This window comes from Halorubrum sp. GN11_10-6_MGM, from assembly GCF_005435165.1.
Classification (GTDB): domain Archaea; phylum Halobacteriota; class Halobacteria; order Halobacteriales; family Haloferacaceae; genus Halorubrum.
In genome coordinates this window covers 65347-81588 of record NZ_SGUC01000007.1, presented here as the reverse complement: position 1 = coordinate 81588, position 16242 = coordinate 65347, and the positions used below count along the sequence as shown (strand labels likewise).

Annotated in this window: 15 protein-coding genes; 9 read left to right on the top strand and 6 right to left on the bottom strand. The window is 71.3% G+C overall.

All coding sequences use genetic code 11. The annotated features are described in order from the left end of the window. The first annotated feature begins 167 nt into the window (after positions 1 to 167). Positions 168 to 3395 carry a carbamoyl-phosphate synthase large subunit gene (gene carB, locus EXE46_RS05690; RefSeq protein ID WP_137687517.1) on the top strand — a complete coding sequence of 1076 codons (3228 nt, stop codon included), beginning with the start codon at positions 168 to 170 and terminating at the stop codon, positions 3393 to 3395. A 75-nt stretch (positions 3396 to 3470) separates the two neighbouring features. Here carB and EXE46_RS05685 read toward each other — a convergent pair whose 3' ends face one another. Further along, positions 3471 to 4064 carry a nitrous oxide reductase accessory protein NosL gene (locus tag EXE46_RS05685; RefSeq protein ID WP_137687516.1) on the bottom strand — a complete coding sequence of 198 codons (594 nt, stop codon included), beginning with the start codon at positions 4062 to 4064 and terminating at the stop codon, positions 3471 to 3473. 104 nt (positions 4065 to 4168) lie between these two features. Between EXE46_RS05685 and EXE46_RS05680 the strand changes: the two genes are divergently transcribed. Genes EXE46_RS05680 through EXE46_RS05670 form a run of 3 tightly spaced genes read left to right on the top strand, consistent with a single transcriptional unit; the run spans position 4169 to position 7856 of the window. After that, positions 4169 to 6214 carry a NosD domain-containing protein gene (locus EXE46_RS05680; protein WP_137687515.1) on the top strand — a complete coding sequence of 682 codons (2046 nt, stop codon included), beginning with the start codon at positions 4169 to 4171 and terminating at the stop codon, positions 6212 to 6214. After that, positions 6211 to 6996: an ABC transporter ATP-binding protein gene (locus EXE46_RS05675; protein ID WP_137687514.1), complete on the top strand. Its 786-nt coding sequence runs from the start codon at positions 6211 to 6213 to the stop codon at positions 6994 to 6996. The genes EXE46_RS05680 and EXE46_RS05675 overlap by 4 nt, the downstream gene beginning before the upstream one ends. Next, entirely contained in the window at positions 6993 to 7856 is an 864-nt protein-coding gene (locus EXE46_RS05670) for a copper ABC transporter permease (protein WP_137687513.1), read from the top strand. Before EXE46_RS05675 ends, EXE46_RS05670 begins: the two co-directional genes overlap by 4 nt. Before the next feature lie 37 nt (positions 7857 to 7893). On the opposite strand, the gene EXE46_RS05665 is transcribed toward EXE46_RS05670, so the two are convergent. After that, complete coding sequence (locus EXE46_RS05665) at positions 7894 to 8247, bottom strand: hypothetical protein (protein WP_137687512.1); 354 nt, start codon at positions 8245 to 8247, stop codon at positions 7894 to 7896. 112 nt (positions 8248 to 8359) lie between these two features. Here EXE46_RS05665 and EXE46_RS05660 point away from each other — a divergent pair, with 112 nt between their 5' ends. From EXE46_RS05660 to EXE46_RS05650, 3 genes are all read left to right on the top strand, one after another. Next, on the top strand, positions 8360 to 8872 hold the full coding sequence (locus tag EXE46_RS05660) for a helix-turn-helix domain-containing protein (RefSeq protein ID WP_137687511.1): 513 nt from the start codon (positions 8360 to 8362) through the stop codon (positions 8870 to 8872). Positions 8873 to 8947: 75 nt separating this feature from the next. After that, positions 8948 to 9637 carry an SCO family protein gene (locus tag EXE46_RS05655; RefSeq protein WP_137687510.1) on the top strand — a complete coding sequence of 230 codons (690 nt, stop codon included), beginning with the start codon at positions 8948 to 8950 and terminating at the stop codon, positions 9635 to 9637. 80 nt (positions 9638 to 9717) lie between these two features. Then, positions 9718 to 10371, top strand: a complete 654-nt coding sequence (locus EXE46_RS05650) for a DJ-1/PfpI family protein (RefSeq protein WP_137687509.1) — start codon at positions 9718 to 9720, stop codon at positions 10369 to 10371. Between the two features lie 39 nt (positions 10372 to 10410). Here the strand turns inward: EXE46_RS05650 and EXE46_RS05645 are convergent, their stop codons facing one another. The 4 genes from EXE46_RS05645 to EXE46_RS05630 form a co-directional block, all read right to left on the bottom strand. Next, a complete protein-coding gene (locus EXE46_RS05645) occupies positions 10411 to 10878 on the bottom strand; it encodes a universal stress protein (RefSeq protein WP_137687508.1) in 468 nt (155 codons plus the stop codon). Between the two features lie 54 nt (positions 10879 to 10932). Further along, a complete protein-coding gene (locus EXE46_RS05640) occupies positions 10933 to 11292 on the bottom strand; it encodes a hypothetical protein (protein ID WP_137687507.1) in 360 nt (119 codons plus the stop codon). A 58-nt stretch (positions 11293 to 11350) separates the two neighbouring features. Further along, positions 11351 to 12403, bottom strand: a complete 1053-nt coding sequence (gene trmB, locus EXE46_RS05635) for an HTH-type sugar sensing transcriptional regulator TrmB (protein WP_137687506.1) — start codon at positions 12401 to 12403, stop codon at positions 11351 to 11353. A gap of 151 nt (positions 12404 to 12554) precedes the next feature. Continuing rightward, positions 12555 to 13304, bottom strand: a complete 750-nt coding sequence (locus tag EXE46_RS05630) for a proteasome assembly chaperone family protein (RefSeq protein ID WP_137687505.1) — start codon at positions 13302 to 13304, stop codon at positions 12555 to 12557. Positions 13305 to 13504: 200 nt separating this feature from the next. Here EXE46_RS05630 and EXE46_RS05625 point away from each other — a divergent pair, with 200 nt between their 5' ends. Together EXE46_RS05625 and EXE46_RS05620 are read left to right on the top strand one after the other, a co-directional pair. Beyond that, positions 13505 to 14575 (top strand): mechanosensitive ion channel family protein, encoded by a 1071-nt coding sequence (locus EXE46_RS05625; protein WP_137687504.1) that lies wholly within the window; start codon positions 13505 to 13507, stop codon positions 14573 to 14575. A 44-nt stretch (positions 14576 to 14619) separates the two neighbouring features. Then, a complete protein-coding gene (locus tag EXE46_RS05620) occupies positions 14620 to 16209 on the top strand; it encodes an MATE family efflux transporter (protein ID WP_137687503.1) in 1590 nt (529 codons plus the stop codon). Positions 16210 to 16242 lie beyond the last annotated feature (33 nt).

The following is a 16242-nucleotide window of genomic DNA, read 5'->3' as shown; positions in this document are numbered from 1 at the left end:
CGGCCGAACCGCAGTTCGAGAACCGCGGTCACGGTGAAAGGCGCCAGATATTGTGTGGGATCACACCGACGACCATGGTACGAGTTCACTTGCGAAAATCGTAAAATCACTGCGAGATTCGTACTCTACCGCCGACTTTATTACGATGAGCGTATTCCGTCCGCGTAATGAGCGAGGACCGGACGATTCTCCTTATCGGCAGCGGACCGATCCAGATCGGACAGGCGGCCGAGTTCGACTACTCCGGCGCGCAGGCGTGTCGCGCCCTCCAAGAGGAAGGGGCGCGCGTCGTCTTGGTGAACTCGAACCCCGCGACGATCATGACCGACCCGGAGACGGCCGACCGGGTGTACATCGAGCCGATCACGCCCGAGGCGATCGCGGAGGTCATCCGCATCGAGGAGCCGGACGGCGTCATCGCGGGCCTCGGCGGTCAGACCGGCCTCAACGTCACCGCCGAACTGGCGGAGGAGGGGATTCTGGAGGAACACGACGTCGAGGTGATGGGGACGCCGCTCGACACCATCTACGCGACGGAGGACCGCGACCTGTTCCGCCAGCGCATGGAGGGGCTGGGCCAGCCGGTGCCGAAGTCGACGACCATCTCCTTAGACGAGGGCGAGTCGGTCACCGACTTCGACGAGGACGCCTTCCGCGAGCGCGTTCAGGACGCGGTCGACGCGGTCGGCGGGCTCCCCGTCATCGCGCGGACGACCTACACCCTCGGCGGCTCGGGCTCCGGCGTCGTCGACGAGTTCGAGGAGCTCGTCGAGCGCGTCCGCAAGGGGCTCCGCCTCTCGCGCAACAGCGAGGTGCTGATCACGGAATCCATCGCCGGCTGGGTCGAGCTGGAGTACGAGGTGATGCGGGACGCCGACGACTCCTGTATCATCATCTGTAACATGGAGAACATCGACCCGATGGGGATCCACACCGGCGAGTCGACGGTCGTCACCCCCTCGCAGGTGATCCCCGACGACGGTCATCAGGAGATGCGCGACGCCGCGCTCGAAGTCATTCGGGACCTGGGTATCCAGGGCGGCTGTAACATCCAGTTCGCGTGGCACGACGACGGCACGCCGGGCGGCGAGTACCGCGTGGTGGAAGTGAACCCGCGCGTCTCGCGCTCCTCGGCGCTCGCCTCGAAGGCGACCGGCTACCCGATCGCCCGCGTCACCGCGAAGGTCGCCTTGGGCAAGCGGCTCCACGAGATCGAAAACGAGATCACCGGCGAGACGACCGCCGCCTTCGAGCCCGCCATCGACTACGTGGTGACGAAGGTGCCGCGGTGGCCGATCGACAAGTTCGACGACGTGGACTTCGAGCTCGGCACGGCGATGAAGTCGACCGGCGAGGCGATGTCCATCGGTCGGACGTTCGAGGAGAGCATGGTGAAGGCGCTGCGCTCCTCGGAGTACGACCCAGCCGTCGACTTCGAGGAGGTTGGAGACGACGAGCTCGAATCGGAGTACCTCGAACGCCCGAGCCCCGACCGCCCGTACGCGATGTTCGAGGCGTTCGACCGCGGCTACTCGGTCGACGACGTGATCGACCTCACCGGCATCCACCGCTGGTACGTCGAGCGGTTCGAGAAGATCGCCGACGGCACCGCCGCGGCCGCCGAGGGCGACTTCACCGAGGCCGCGATGGTCGGGCGCACCGACGCGGAGATCGCGGCGACCGCGGCCGCCGGCGGCGTCGACGCCGAGGTGGGGCGGGTCGAGAGCGCGGTACCGGACCGCACCTACAAGCAGGTCGACACCTGCGCGGGCGAGTTCGAGGCGTCTACGCCCTACTACTACTCCGCGCGGCTGCCCGAGTTCCTCCAAGGGGCCGACACCGCGGGCGCCGCGAACGAGGTCCGCGTCGACCCCGACGTCGAGAGCGTCGTGGTCGTCGGGGGCGGCCCGATCCGGATCGGGCAGGGCGTCGAGTTCGACTACTGCGCGGTCCACGCGGTGCGCGCGCTCCGCGAACTGGGCATCGACGCGCACGTGATCAACAACAACCCCGAGACGGTGTCGACCGACTACGACACCTCGGACGGGCTGTTCTTCGAGCCGATCTCCGCCGAGGAGGTCGCCGACGTGATCGAGACGACCGGCGCCGACGGCGTGATGGTCCAGTTCGGCGGGCAGACCTCGGTGAACGTGGGCGAGCCGCTCGCCGAGGAGATCGACCGCCGCGGGCTCGACTGCGAGATTCTGGGCACGAGCGTCGAGGCGATGGACCTCGCGGAGGACCGCGACCGCTTCAACGTCCTGATGGACGAGATGGGGGTCGCACAGCCCGAGGGCGGCACCGCGACGAGCGAGGCGGAGGCGCTGGAACTCGCCCACGAGATCGGCTACCCGATCCTCGTGCGCCCCTCCTACGTGCTCGGCGGGCGCGCGATGCGCGTCGTCGAGGACGACGCGGAGCTGGAGGAGTACATCGAGGAGGCGGTCCGCGTCTCGCCCGACAAGCCCATCCTCGTCGACCAGTTCCTCGACGACGCGGTCGAACTGGACGTCGACGCCGTCGCGGACGGAGAGGACGTGCTGCTCGGCGGCGTGATGGAACACGTCGAGAGCGCGGGGGTCCACTCCGGCGACTCGGCGTGTATGATCCCGCCGCGCTCGCTCGGCGACGAGACGCTGGCGCGGGTCCGCGAGGTGACCGAGGACATCGCCCGCGCGCTCGACACCGTCGGCCTGCTCAACGTCCAGCTCGCGGTGACGGGCGTCAACGACCCCGACGCCGAAAGCGAGGTGTACGTGTTGGAGGCGAACCCGCGCTCCTCGCGGACCGTCCCCTTCGTCTCGAAGGCGACGGGCGTCCCGATCGCCAAGCTGGCGGCGAAGGTGATGACCGACGACCTGACGCTCGCCGACCTCGACGTCGACGAGCAGGTCCCCGAACACCGCTCCGTGAAGGAGGTCGTCCTCCCGTTCGACCGCCTGCCGGGCTCGGACCCGCGGCTCGGCCCGGAGATGAAGTCGACCGGCGAAGTGATGGGCACCGCGACCTCCTTCGGCAAGGCGTACGACAAGGCGCAGGACTCGACCGGGAAGCCGATCCCCGAGTCCGGCACCGCGGTCGTCGACCTCTCGGCCGAGGAGTTCCCGGACCCGGACACCGAGGCTGGCGAGGCGCTCGTCGACGGGTTCGCCGAACACTTCGAGCTGAGCGAGGCGACGGACCTGATCGAGGCGGCGCAGCGCGGCGACCTCGACCTCATCGTCTCCCGCCAGCGCGACCTGCTGGAGGTCGCCGTCGAGGAGGAGATCACCTACTTCTCGACGCACGCGTCGGCGAAGGCGGCGCTCGAAGCCCTCGACCACGCGGGCGACGACCTCGACGTGATGGCGGTCTCGGACCGCCCGAAGCGCGTCGAGAAGTGGGGCGGCGAGTAGCCGCGAAGCTCGGACCGGACGCCGTTCGCACTCGGCGAGCTATTTATTTGTGCCCGGCGGCAGTCGTCGGCTAGCTTATAACGCCTCCAGCGTCGCGCGGTCAACCTCGGTCGCGGGCATCGCCTCGCCGCCGTACTCGGCGACGAACTCGTCGACGTCGCCCTCGTCGCTGAACGGGATCAGGTCGGGCCCCATCGAGCCGATCACCGCGCTGCGCGCGACGACCGTGAGGCCCGACGCGCGGGCGAACGCCTCGCTCTCGACGTGCGAGGAGAACATCGTGTCGCCGCCCTCCTCGAACACCTCCTGATCGACCGCGGAGTAGTCGGTGAGGAAGGTCGCGAGCGGCGTCCGTCCCGCGTCCTCGGCGTCGAAACGGTAGGTGTACGCACAGGTGGCGCTACAGAACTGCGCCGGGCGGCCGCCCTCCGGCTCGGCGTCCTCGAAGTGGACCTGCCCGACCGTCCCCGGGTGGTCGGCGACGATCATCCCGCACTGGTCGCAGGCCTGCCCGTCGTCGATCGAGACGGGAGCGATCGAGGTCGACCCGCCGCCGGCGCAGCCGGCGACGGCACCGAACCCGGCGACGGCGATTCCGGCGAGCACTCGTCGCCGCGGGAGGCTCTCCGAACTGGCGGGCGTGGGAGTCGATGGGGCGCCGTTCGTCATGGTCGTAGTTGGAGTACCGGCCTCTTAGCCCCTCTGGACGCGTTCAACGGCGCGTTCGAGGAACGAACCAGACGCCCTAAGTCGCCGCCGACCGAAGCGTTCGCGTGGCAGTTTTCGATCCCGACTCCGCCCGGTCGCGTCGCGTCCGTTTCGCGGTCGTCGCGCTCGTCGCCCTCGCCGCCGTCGGGACCGCGGGCGCGTTCGCGGCCGACCCGAGCGAGTCGGTCCCCGAGCCGGTGCGGTTCGACGACGCCGTCGAGCTCGGGCTCTCCTCGGAGACGGACGCACAGATGGCCGGCGACGCGACCCTCCCGCGGGTCCAGGTGTTCTACTCGCAGCTCCAGTACGTCGTCGGCTACAACGGGATCGGCTCGTTCGTCGACTCGCAACGAGACGGGCGGACGGAGCGCCAGTTCGGCTACCCGCTCGTCGCGTACGTCGAGACGTTCGACCACAGGGACCCGGGAACGACCGAGTCCGGGCTGTTCGCCGCGACCGGCGCGGGCGGATGGACCCCGGTCTCCGAGGCCCGGTACGTCGTCGGGAGCGACGCGCTGACGCCGTCGGGCGAAGTCGTCGTCCCGTTCCGGAACCGCGAGGCTGCGGCCGCGTTCGTCGACGACCACGGTGGGTCGGTCGTCGGCTGGGAGTCGGTCCGGACTCGGTCGTTCGCGGTCGACTCCGCGGCGACCGTACGATCGCTCGCGCCGGAGCGCTGGCGGACGGCGAACGAGCGGCTCGCGGCGGCGGAGCGGCGCGCGGACCGACCGGTTTCCGTCGTCGTCGGCGAGGACGCCCCGACCATCGACGCCGCGGTCGCGGCCGCCCCGCCGAACACGACGGTCCGCGTCCCGCCCGGGACGTACGAGGAGACCGTGACGGTGAACCGGTCCGTGACGATCGCCGGCGCCGGCAGCGGGCGGGTCGGGAGCGCCGAGGCTCCCACGGACGACGCGGAGGCGACCCGCGTCGTCGGAAACGGGACCGGCTCGGTCGTCACCGTCCGCGCGCCCGACATCGCTCTCACGGGCCTGCGTATCGCGGGGACCGGAAACGAGACCCGAGATCCGGAGGCGGCCCGCGAATCCCGCGATCGAGAGGGTAAGGCGTGGGACACGAACATCCAGCTCGGCTACGGCCACGGCGACGCCGGGGTCAAGGCGGTCCGCGCGCCGGGACTCGTCATCGACGACGTCAGCGTGGACGCGAACGCGAGCGGGCTCCTGCTGCGAGAGGGCTCGCACGCGACCGTTAGCGGGCTCCTCGTCGAGGGGGCCGACGAGTGGCAGGACGGGTTCATGGGAATCGCCGGGATGGAGTCGCGCCTGACCGTGACCGACAGCCGGTTCGAGGGGGGTCGCGACGGGATCTACCTCCACCGCGCGGACGGGTCGGTCGTCCGTAACTCGACGTTCGTCGACAACCGGTACGGGACGCACCTCATGTACACCGGCGACGCGCTGGTCGCGGACAACGCCTTCCGGAACGAGCTGTTCGCCGGCGTCACCGTGATGACGCGTCCCGCCGGAAACGCGATCGTCGGGAACGACGTCCGCAACTCCAGCGCCGGGATACAGGCGTCGGGCACGCGGACGTACGTCGGGTACAACACGCTGGTCGGCAACGAGCTCGGCTTCTCCACCAGCGCGCGCGGGTCGCTGTACGAGCACAACGTCGTCGTCGGCAACGCGCTCGGCGCGCGCGCGACGACCGTGGTCCCGTCCAGCCGGGTCGTCGCGAACGACTTCGTCGGCAACGCGGACCACGCGACGGCGGGCGCCGGCGCGCTGCGCGTGTGGGCCGACGGCGACCGGGGGAACTACTGGGAGGGCGCGAACGCCGGCCCGCACGACCCCGGGGAGCGGGCGTACCGTCCGACGTCGCCGGTCGACGCCGCGCTCCACCGCGAGGTGAGCGCGATCGCGGTTCGCGAGTCGCCCGCCGCGCGGCTCCTCGGTCGCCTCCGCGGGACCGTGCCCGGCGCCCGGTCGGGAAGCATCATCGACCCGTCCCCGGCGGTCGCGCCGTATCACCCCGACCGGGTCGACGCGGTCACCGGCGCCGCCGCCGGCGACGGACCGGTCCGGGCCGACTGGCGGTCCGCGCTCGCGGTCGGCGGGAACGCCACGGGAACGGAGGGGTCGGCGTGAGCGAGCACGCGGCCGCGACGGTCGACGGCGTCGCGCGCGCCTACGGCGGCGTCCCGGTCCTCGACGGCGTCTCGCTGTCGGTCGAGACGGGCGTCACCGCGGTCGTCGGCCCCAACGGGTCGGGGAAGTCGACGCTGCTCGGTGTCCTCGCGGGGGCGGTCGAGCCCACCGACGGGGGCGTCGAGTACGCCGACAGCGACTCTCGCACCGGCTCCGAGAAACGCGTCGGCTACCTCCCGCAGCGCGTGCCGTTCCGCGACGGCTTCACCGCTCGGGAGACGCTCGGGTTCTACGCGGCGCTCGCCGACGGCGACCCGGACGCCGCGCTGGCGGACGTCGGCCTCGGCGACGCGGCCGACAAGCGCGTCGAGGACCTCTCCGGCGGGATGCGACGGCTGCTCGGGATCGCGCAGGCGACGCTCGGCGACCCGGACGTTGTCGTCCTTGACGAGCCGACGAGCGGGCTCGACCCCGAGATGCGGGAGCGCGCCTTCCGAGCGGCCGCCAGTGCGGGCGACGACGCCGCCGTCGTCGTCAGCTCGCACGACCTCGATCTCGTCGACGCCCACGCGGACGCCGTCGTCGTCCTGCGTCGGGGACGGGTCGCCGCGTCGGGGCCCCGCGATCGGCTCCTCGACGACCACGGCGTCGACGACGTCGAGGGGCTGTACCGGGCGGTCGCGGGCGGGTCGGGCGATCGACCGACTGCCGACGACCGAGGCGACGCCGACGGCGAGGCGAGCGAGGAGTCGGTCCACGTCACGGGGGTGTCCGACCGGTGAACACCCCGTTCGGGGGCGTCTGGATCGTCTTCCGTCGCGAGCTAGCGACGGTACGACGGACCCCCGGCTACGCCGTCCTCGCGGTCGGGCTGCTCGTCGTCCTCGGCGGACTCGTCGCGGTCGGCGGCGGCGGCGCGACCGGGTTCGTGCCCGCCGTCGTCGACCTCCTGTTGCCGACCGAGGTGCTGGTGCCGCTGCTCGCGGTCGTGTTGGGGTACCGGGCGCTGTTCGCCGACGCCGCGAGCGGCGAACTCGCCGTGATCCGGACTTATCCCGTGAGCGCGGCCGCGTACGTCTCCGGGGTGTTGCTGGCGCGGACGGTCGCGCTCGTGGCGCTCGTCGGCGGGCCGTTCGCGCTCGTCGGCGCGTACGTGTGGCTCACCGCCGCGCCCGACACGGGGATCTTCGCGACGCACGCCGGCGTCGACTCGCCGATCCTCTTCGTCCGCTTCGTCGCGCTCGTCGTCCCGTTCGGCGCGGCGTACCTCGCGCTCTCGGCGGCGGTGTCGACGATCGCGACGAGCCGGCGGAGCGCGGTCGCGCTCGGCGTCCTCGCGCTGCTCGTCGGCGTCCTCGGCGGCGACCTTGTGGTACTCCGATCGCTGTCCGCCGGGGCGGCGCCGGGAGGAATCGGGGGAGCGCTCGCGCTCTCGCCCAACGGGGCGTTCAGGGGACTCGTCTTCGAACACGTCATCGGCGTCGCCTTCGCACCGGAGGGCGGGTTCGTCGACACCGGGCGGGCGGTGGCCTCGCTCGTCGGCTGGACCGCGGTCGGGGTCGTCGCGGCCGTCGCGAGCGTCGCGTTCGGGCCGCGGGTCGACGTCGGGGTGGAGCGGCTCCGCGAGCGGCTCCGTCGGTAGGCGTCGCGGCGGCGCTCGTGGCGACCGCGGCACCCCATCAGTCGGAGGCGGCGTCGTCGCCGATCGCGCCGGGCGCGTGGGCGTACACGGCGTAGAGGACGAGCGCGGCGATCAGGAAGTCCAGACTGTGGGCGACGAGGTGGTGGACGGGCATCGGCACGACGCCGAGGACCGTGCCGGCGCCGACGACCGACCGAGCCAGAAGCGCGCCGACCGCGAGGGCGATCAGTCGGTACTGCGCCCGGCGGCGGCGGCGATACGCGGCGAGGCTGACGGCGAAGAGGACCGTCGTTCCGAGCCCGGCGACGACCACCACCGCGAGGATGGGGAGCGACCCCTCCACCGACCACCCGGCGAGCGCCGGCGTCGCCCCGGAGATCGACTGCGTCACACCGCCCCTTGGGAGGGGACGGGTAAGAAGCCGTTCCCCGCGCGGCGTTCCCAGCCGCGGAGACCGCACGGGCGCCTTTTATCCCGCGAGGGGGTAGGACGGCCAGCCACGAATGTCGGACACCAGAGCCCGGATCCGACGCCACGTCCGCGACACCCCCGGCGTCCACTTCAACCGGATCGGCCGCGACCTCGACATCGCGACCGGGCAGACGCAGTACCACCTCCGCCGGCTCGTCCGCGACGGCGAGCTCGCGGTCGAGCGGATCGGCGGGCGCGCGCACTACTTCGATCCGGCGGTCGACGCGTGGGACCGCCGGACCCTCGCGTTCCTTAGACGGGAGACGGCCCGCGAGATCGTCGTCCGGCTCCACGCGGACGGCCCGACCCGACCGGCGGCGCTCGCTGACGACCTCGACCTCGCGAAGAGCACGGTGTCGTGGCACGTCTCGACGCTCGCCGACCACGGGGTCGTCGAGAAGTCCCCCGACCGCCCGATGACCGTCTCGCTGGCGCGCCCCGAGCGGACGGCCGCGCTCCTCGGCGAGGTGTCACCGTCGCTGCCCGACCGGCTCGTCGACCGCTTCGTCCGCACGGTCGACTCGCTCTTCGACGCCGAGGAGTGACGATATCGGCGCCGGTCCCGATCGTTCGTCGATCGCACCAGACGCGTTATGCGACGCTCGGCCGTTCGCCTCGGTATGAAGCGCCGCACGCTGCTCGCCGGGGCCGGAACGGTCGCTTCCGGATCCCTCGCGGGCTGTACGTCGCGCTTGTTCGGCGAATCGCCGGACGGCGTCGTGCTCGACCCGCAGGAGGACCAGATCGCAGACAGCGAGGACCTCGCGTACCCCGCGTACGGCCAGCCGCTCCCGTCGTTCGAGCTGCCGGCCCCGCTCGCGGACGGGACGTTCGACAGCGACGCGCTCGACCGGACCGCCCTCGTGACCGGCGTGTTCACCTTCTGTCCCGGGGAGTGTTCGATCCTGCTCCGGCAGTGGGCGACGGTACAGCGCCGCGTCGCGGCGGCGGAGCTGACCGACGAGGTGTACTTCCTCCCGATCACCTTCGATCCCGAGCGCGACGACGCGGCCGCGCTCCGCGACAACGCCGCCTCGGTCGGTGCCGACCTCGACGCTGGCAACTGGATCTACCTCCGGCCGGCCACCCCCGAGCGCGCGGAGGCCGTGGTCGAAGACGAGCTGGGGATCGGTTTCGAGCGGACGACCGACAGCGACCGGCTCCCGGGGTACGACTTCACCCACAACGTCGTGACCTTCCTCGTCAACCCCGACGGGACCGTCGAGCGCGCCTACCGCGGCGAGCGGCTCGACCCGGACCGCGTCGTCAGCGACGTCGAGCGCGTCGCGGCCGCGTTCGCCGACGACTGACGCGCGCGGCGGGAACGGTGCGGTGGCACGGCGTCGCCGAGAGGGGAACGCACAAGCCGTCCGCCGTCGTTCGGACCGTCATGAACGTCGACGTGCTGCTGTACGACGGGTTCGACGAACTGGACGGGATCGGCCCGTACGAGGTGTTCGACTACGCGCTCGGCTACGCCGCCGAGGAACGCGGCGCGACCGAGGGCGCGTCGGGCGGCGATGCCGGCCGCGTCCGGTACGTCACGCTCGGCGAGCGCGAGCGGGTGACCGCGAGCCACGGGACCCGCGTCGGCGTGGACGGGACGCTCCCCGACCCGGAGGCGGCGGACGCGCCCGACCTGCTCGTCGTGCCCGGCGGCGGGTGGAGCGCGCGCGACGAGGAGGCGAGCGCGTGGGCCGAGGCGCGGAAGGGAGACGTGCCACGCGCGCTGAGGGCACACCACGAGGCCGGCACGCGGATCGCCTCGGTGTGTACCGGGTCGATGCTGCTGGCGGAGGCGGGCGTCACCGACGGGCGGCGCGCCGTCACGCACGCCTCGGCGATCGAGGAACTCCGGGAGTCGGGCGCCGAGGTCGTCGACGCCCGCGTCGTCGACGACGGCGACCTCCTCTCCGCGGGCGGGGTCACCTCGGGGATCGACCTAGCGCTGTACGTCGTCGAGCGAGAGTTCGGCGAGGCGGTCGCCGACCGCGTGTCGACCGTCATCGAGTACGAGCGGCGGTACGAGGTCGCGGAGGCGTAGCGGCGGGTCGCGGAGGCGTCCGGCCCGACGGACGCCCGGCTAGTCGCCGGCGTCCTCGGGAAGCGGCGCGGCGTCCTCGTCGACCTCGTTGGTCGTGGTCCCGCCGTCGGCGTCGACGGTGATCACGGTACAGTCGAGCTCGCCGCGGAGGAACGAGTCGATGTCGGGGTCCGAGAGCAGCTTCTGGACCATCCGGCGCCACCGGCCGGCCTGCTTCGATCCGATGACGACGACGTCGGCGCCCTCGGCGACGATCTCTTCGAGGATCGTCTCCTCGACGAGGAAGCCGCGCCGGACGACGTAGCGGGCGCGGTCGATCCGACCGATTCGCTCTTCGACCGCGCGCTTGAGGTCGCTGCGCGAGACGCCTCCGGAGCGCTGATATAAGTCCACGTGGAGAATCGTCAGCTCGGCGTCGCGCTCTTCGGCGACGCGGACCGCCTCCCGGAGCGTCGCGGCCGAGTGCGACGAGGGAGGATATCGGACCGGGACCACGACGAGGGTCATGTCAGAGCGGTGGGAGCCGCGACGTAAATACGCTGTCGGTGTGGCGGCTGGCCGTCACGGCGGGGAGCGCTCAGAGGGGCCCTCGGCCGAGACGACCTCGACGTCGCCGGTCGGGGGGTCGAGCCGCACGGCGTGGCGCGTGTGTCGGGCGTGGGTCCGCGCCCAGCGGCGCGCCGGGCGCTCCGAGAGGAACCGCTCGCCGTCGGGACAGCGGTCGCAGCTGGCGAGCCACGGGGTCACGTCGTCCGGGTAGTGGCCGGTGTGGCGCTCGTGGTCGAGCGCGAACTGCTCGATCGCGTGGCTCCCCGGGCCGAGGTCGTCGCGGTCGCGGTCGAGTTTCCACTCGCGGTCGCACCGTTCACACGAGACGGTCGGCGCCGCCGGGTCGTCGTCGGAACGCGCGTCGTCGGTCACGACCCGGCTTCGGTCTCCGGACACTTGAACGGCGACGCCGCGGCGTTGCGCACTCGCCTCACAGCGCCGGCGGCTCGTCGCGGCCGATGACGATCTCCTGCCCCTCGACGTCTTCCAGGGCGGCGACGCGGCCGCCGATCTCGACGCGCCCGTTCTCGGTCTCGACGACGAGCGACGCGACCTCCTCCGTGTCGACGAAGGCGACGTCGACCACTTTCCCGCGGACCGTCACCTCCTCGCCGGTCTCGATGTCGCGCCCCTCGACGGTCGCGTAGAACTGCTCGCCGTCGAACTCGCGGACGTCCTTCACGGCGCGACGGATCGAGGCGTAGCGTCGGGGGAATGGTCGCTCCTCGCCGTCGGCGGCGAGCGTCTCCGCGGTCGTCCACAGCACGGTCCCGAAGAAGCCGGAGACGAGGAAGCCGAGCGCGGAGCGGTTGAAGATGACGCCGTAGCGCTCGCGGTCGTCGCGCAGGGCGTCCTGCGTGGCGTAGACGGAGTACTCCCCATCGCCGACCGCGAGGACGGGCGTCGTGATCCCCCGTCGGGCGCGGGCGATGGTCGCGACCTCCAAGTAGTCGAACTCGGTCGGGTCGGGGGCGTTCGACGCGGGCGTGACGAGCAGCTCGACGCTGACGCCCGCGGCGACCTTCGCGGCGAGCTCGTCGCGGAACCGGCGGAGGAGGCCGGGGGTGAGCGACAGCGCGAGCTCGTACTCCGCGTTCGCGATCACCTCTTCGAGGTACCGAAGGATCGTCGAGCGCGACTTCACGAGCGACACCGCCTCCGTCTCGCGGGTCGGCGCGGTGTATCGGGCCTCGAGCTCGTCGACCATCTCGGCGAACGACGAGCGCAGGTCGCCGAACGCGTCGTCCGGGTCGACTGCCACGATCTTCATCGGCCGCGACTCGCGGAGCTCGACGAGTCCGCGGTCGGAGAGGCTCCGGACGGTGTCGTACACCCGCGGCTGCGGGATGTCGGTCCGGTCGGCGATGTCGCTCGCCGTCAGCTCTCCGTGTTCCAGCACCGCCAGATACGCGTCGATCTCGTACTCGCCGAGGTTGAACCGGTCCCCGACGCGATCGAGGGTGTCGCGGAGATCGTCTGTCATGGTCGGACGGACGGGGGCAGGGATTATAGCTTTTTACTATGAGTCGAGTTGTACGCGTTTTCAGAGTTCGGTCACACGCTCGAACCGTCGGCCGGCCACAGGTGCCGCCGACCGGGTACACCACCGACCGACCACGCGTGCCGCCGACTGGTCACATGTACATCCGATCGTAGGTCCCCTCCGGCTCCCGCTCTTCGATCCGCTCGGCGAGGTCCTCGTAGCGACGGCGGATCTCTTGGGCGAACGCCTCCAGCGGGGCCGCGTCCACGCCGAGGTCGTAGATCGCGTTCGCGGTGTCGACGAGCCGCACCGCGGCGTCGACGTCGGGCGCCTGCGCGTGGACGGGCGTGACGAACACCCCGACGCCGAGCGGCGAGTCGATGCCGCGTTCGAGCAGTCCGGCGTTCGCCCCGTCGAGGAACCCCGACTCCATCGCGGGGACGTCGGTCTCGTCTCCGAGGCGAGCGGCGCGGTAGTCCTCGGTGGCGATGTGGAACGTGCGGTGGGCGTCGGGGCCGTGCGCCACGGGGACGCCCGCCAACACCGCGATCTCTCCGATCCCGTTCTCCTCCGTCCAGTCGAGGAGGGCGTCCGCGAACAGTTCGCCGAGGAACGGCGGGACGAACTGCTCGGCGACCAGAACGGTTACGTCGAGCTCGGGGGCGGTGTACAGTCGGATCGGATGTCGCGGCGTCCCCTTCGTGAACGGCGTGATCGACGGAGCGCCGTCGATCCGGACGTGACCGGTCGCTTCGAGGTCGAGGTCGTCGATCAAGTAGTCGACGGCGGTCAGCCCGGCGAGCCCGAACGAGGAGAACCCGGCTATCAAGGTTTCGCCCGGATCGGAGTCGTGTTCGACGCTGAACCTCGGTACGGTCGGATCCTTTGGTGGTTGCGACATGTTCTCCCGTTCGCTCAGCCGCGTCATAGTGGTTCCCCCGCCGCGCGTCATAGTGGTTCACCCCGCCGTGCTGGCCGTCGGAGGCGATCGTCGGGGAGCGATCGCGGGATTCGGTCGTTGAGGGTCGGTCGTCGGGGATCGGCCGTCTCCGACCGGCGCGGGGAGAAACGCTTTTTCCGGTGGCCGACGCCGGATTCGGCATGGGCTTCCCGGCGGTGGCGGCGGTCGCGGGAATCGCGTCGCGGCTGGACGGCCTCGGGTCTCGGATCGCGGGCCTCCCGGGAACGAACGTCCTGATCGTCGTCGCGTCGCTGGCGATCGGGGTCGTCGTCGCCAACTTCGTCGTCCGACTGATCGGTCGGCCCGTGGCTCGGCGCGTGTCCCGGCAGAGCGTCGCGCAGACGATCGTCCGCGGCGTCCGGGCGGGGACGATCGCGGCCGCGCTGCTCGTCGGCCTCAGCGCGGCCGGATTTCAGTTCGAGGAACTCCTCCTCGGGACGGCGGTGTTCTCGGCGGTCATCGGTATCGTCCTCGCGCCGCTGGTGGGGAACTTCATCAACGGCGTGTTCGTCCTCGCCGACCAGCCGTTCGAGATCGGCGACATGATCGAGTTAGAGGACGGGACCGCGGGGTTCGTCGAGGACATCACGATCCGGTACACGAAGATTTTCACCGTCGACAACACCTTCCTCGTCGTGCCGAACGGGACGATGCGCGAGCGCGACGTGACGAACTTCTCCGCCGAAGACGAGCGCACGCGCCGGTCGATCGACGTGCTGGTCACCTACGAGAGCGACATCCCCGAGGCCCGCCGACTCATCGAGCGCGCGGCGCGGGACTGCGAGGCCGTCATCGACGGCGGCCCCGACATCCGGATCGGCGTGGCGCGGTACATGGCCGGTCCCGACTGCCGCCTCCACGAGTTCGGCGACGACGGGATCCTGTTGCGGCTTCGGTACTGGGTGAAGAAACCGTACAAGCTGGCGAAGGTCCAGTCGGACGTGAACACCGAGATCCGCGAGCGCCTCGCCGACGCCGACGTCGAGATGGCGTACCCGCACCGTCACCTCGTCTTCGACGACACCTCCGGCGTCGCCCGCGTCGACACCGATTCGGAGGTGGCGGCGCCCGTCGATGGCGATTCGGAGGCTGCGGCGCCCGTCGACGCCGACCGCCCGGGGGGAGCGGCCGGATCTGAAGCCGCCGCGACGGAGGGCGAGGCTTCGGGTGATGTACCCTCGAGATCTCCTGACAGCGAGGCGGACCGCTGACCGGATCGGAAGCCTGATAGAGCGCGCCCGGCGTTTATATAGCAGTGAGCGACGAGCCCGCTGCCGATCCCTCCGACCCGCCAGACGACCTCGACGGAGCGAGCGACGGTCCCGAGAGTGGCGACGACGCCCCCATCGACGAGGAGTCGATCACCGAGGGAAGCCTCCTGCGCCCGCTGTTCCGCTTGGCGTGGCCGATCGTCGTCATCCAGCTGTTACAGGTGACGTACAACATCGTCGACACGCTCTACCTCGGCCGCCTGTCGGCGGAGGCCGTCGGCGCGATCAGCCTCGCGTTCCCCCTCATCTTCCTGCTGATCGCGGTCGCCGGCGGCTTCACCACGGCGGGCGCGATCCTTGTCGCGCAGTACACCGGCGCCGATGGCGACCGCTCCGCGGGGCTCGTGGCGGGACAGACCATCTTCACCGTCTCGGTGCTGTCCGTGTTGATCGGGATCGGGGGCTACTTCTACACTCGGCCCGCCCTCGAACTCCTTCCGAGCGACCCGGCCACCGCGGCGACCGTCATCCCCCTCGCGGCCGACTACATGGAGGTCATCTTCGCCGGGATCCCCCTGATGTTCGGGTTCTTCGTCTTCTCGGCGCTGATGCGCGGCTACGGCGACACCCGGACGCCGATGGCCGTGATGTTCGTCTCCGTCCTCCTGAACGTCCTGTTGGACCCGTTCTTCATCTTCGGGTTCGACGGGAACCCGCTGTTCGAGTGGCTCGCGGCGGTGCCGGGCGTCGCCGCGCTCGACCCGGTCGCGCTGGAGGCGACGCTGCTGTCGGCGACCGGTGTCACCGGGATCGGCATCGAGGGCGCCGCGCTGGCGACGATCCTCTCGCGGGGCGTCGCGACCGCGATCGGGCTCTGGGTCCTCTTCGGCACCGGCTACGGCCCCGACGTGACGCTCGGCCACCTCGCGCCCGACCTCGACTTCATCCGCGACATCTTCCGGCTCGGGCTCCCCTCCAGCGTCGAGCAGACGACGAGCGCGCTCGCGATGATCACGCTCACGGCGATGATCGTGACGTTCTCGCCGCCGGTCGTCGCGGCGTACGGCCTCGGGAACCGGCTCATCTCGCTCGTCTTCCTCCCTGCGATGGGGCTCGGGCGCGCCATCGACACGATGGTCGGGCAGAACCTCGGCGCGGACCGCGCCGACCGCGCCGCCAAGGCGGTGAAGTTCGCCGCCACGACCGGCGCGGGCGTGATGTTCCTCGTCGCGGTCGTCGCCATCGCGTTCACCGAGCCGATCGTCGGGGCGTTCCTCGGCGACGTGCCGGACGCGCCCGCGACGATCTCCTACGCCGTCGAGTACGTCCGGATCCGGTCGGTGGAGTTCGCCTTCATCGGCGTCTCGCAGGTGATCTTAGGTGCGTTCCGCGGCGCCGGAAACACGAAGACCGCGATGGTCATCTCGATTCTCACCCTCTGGGTCGGCCGGGTCGCGAGCGTGGCGTACCTCGTGTTCGTGGCCGGCTGGGGCGAGACCGGCGTCTGGGTGGGGATGGCGCTCGGGAACGTCCTCGGCGCCGTCGTCGGCGTCGCGTGGTTCTCGCGCGGCACGTGGACCGAGCGGTACATCGACGACCCCGAGCCCGCCGTCGACCCCGTGGGCGACGACTGACCGGCGAGGCGTTCCCCGGCGGTCGCGCGGCGT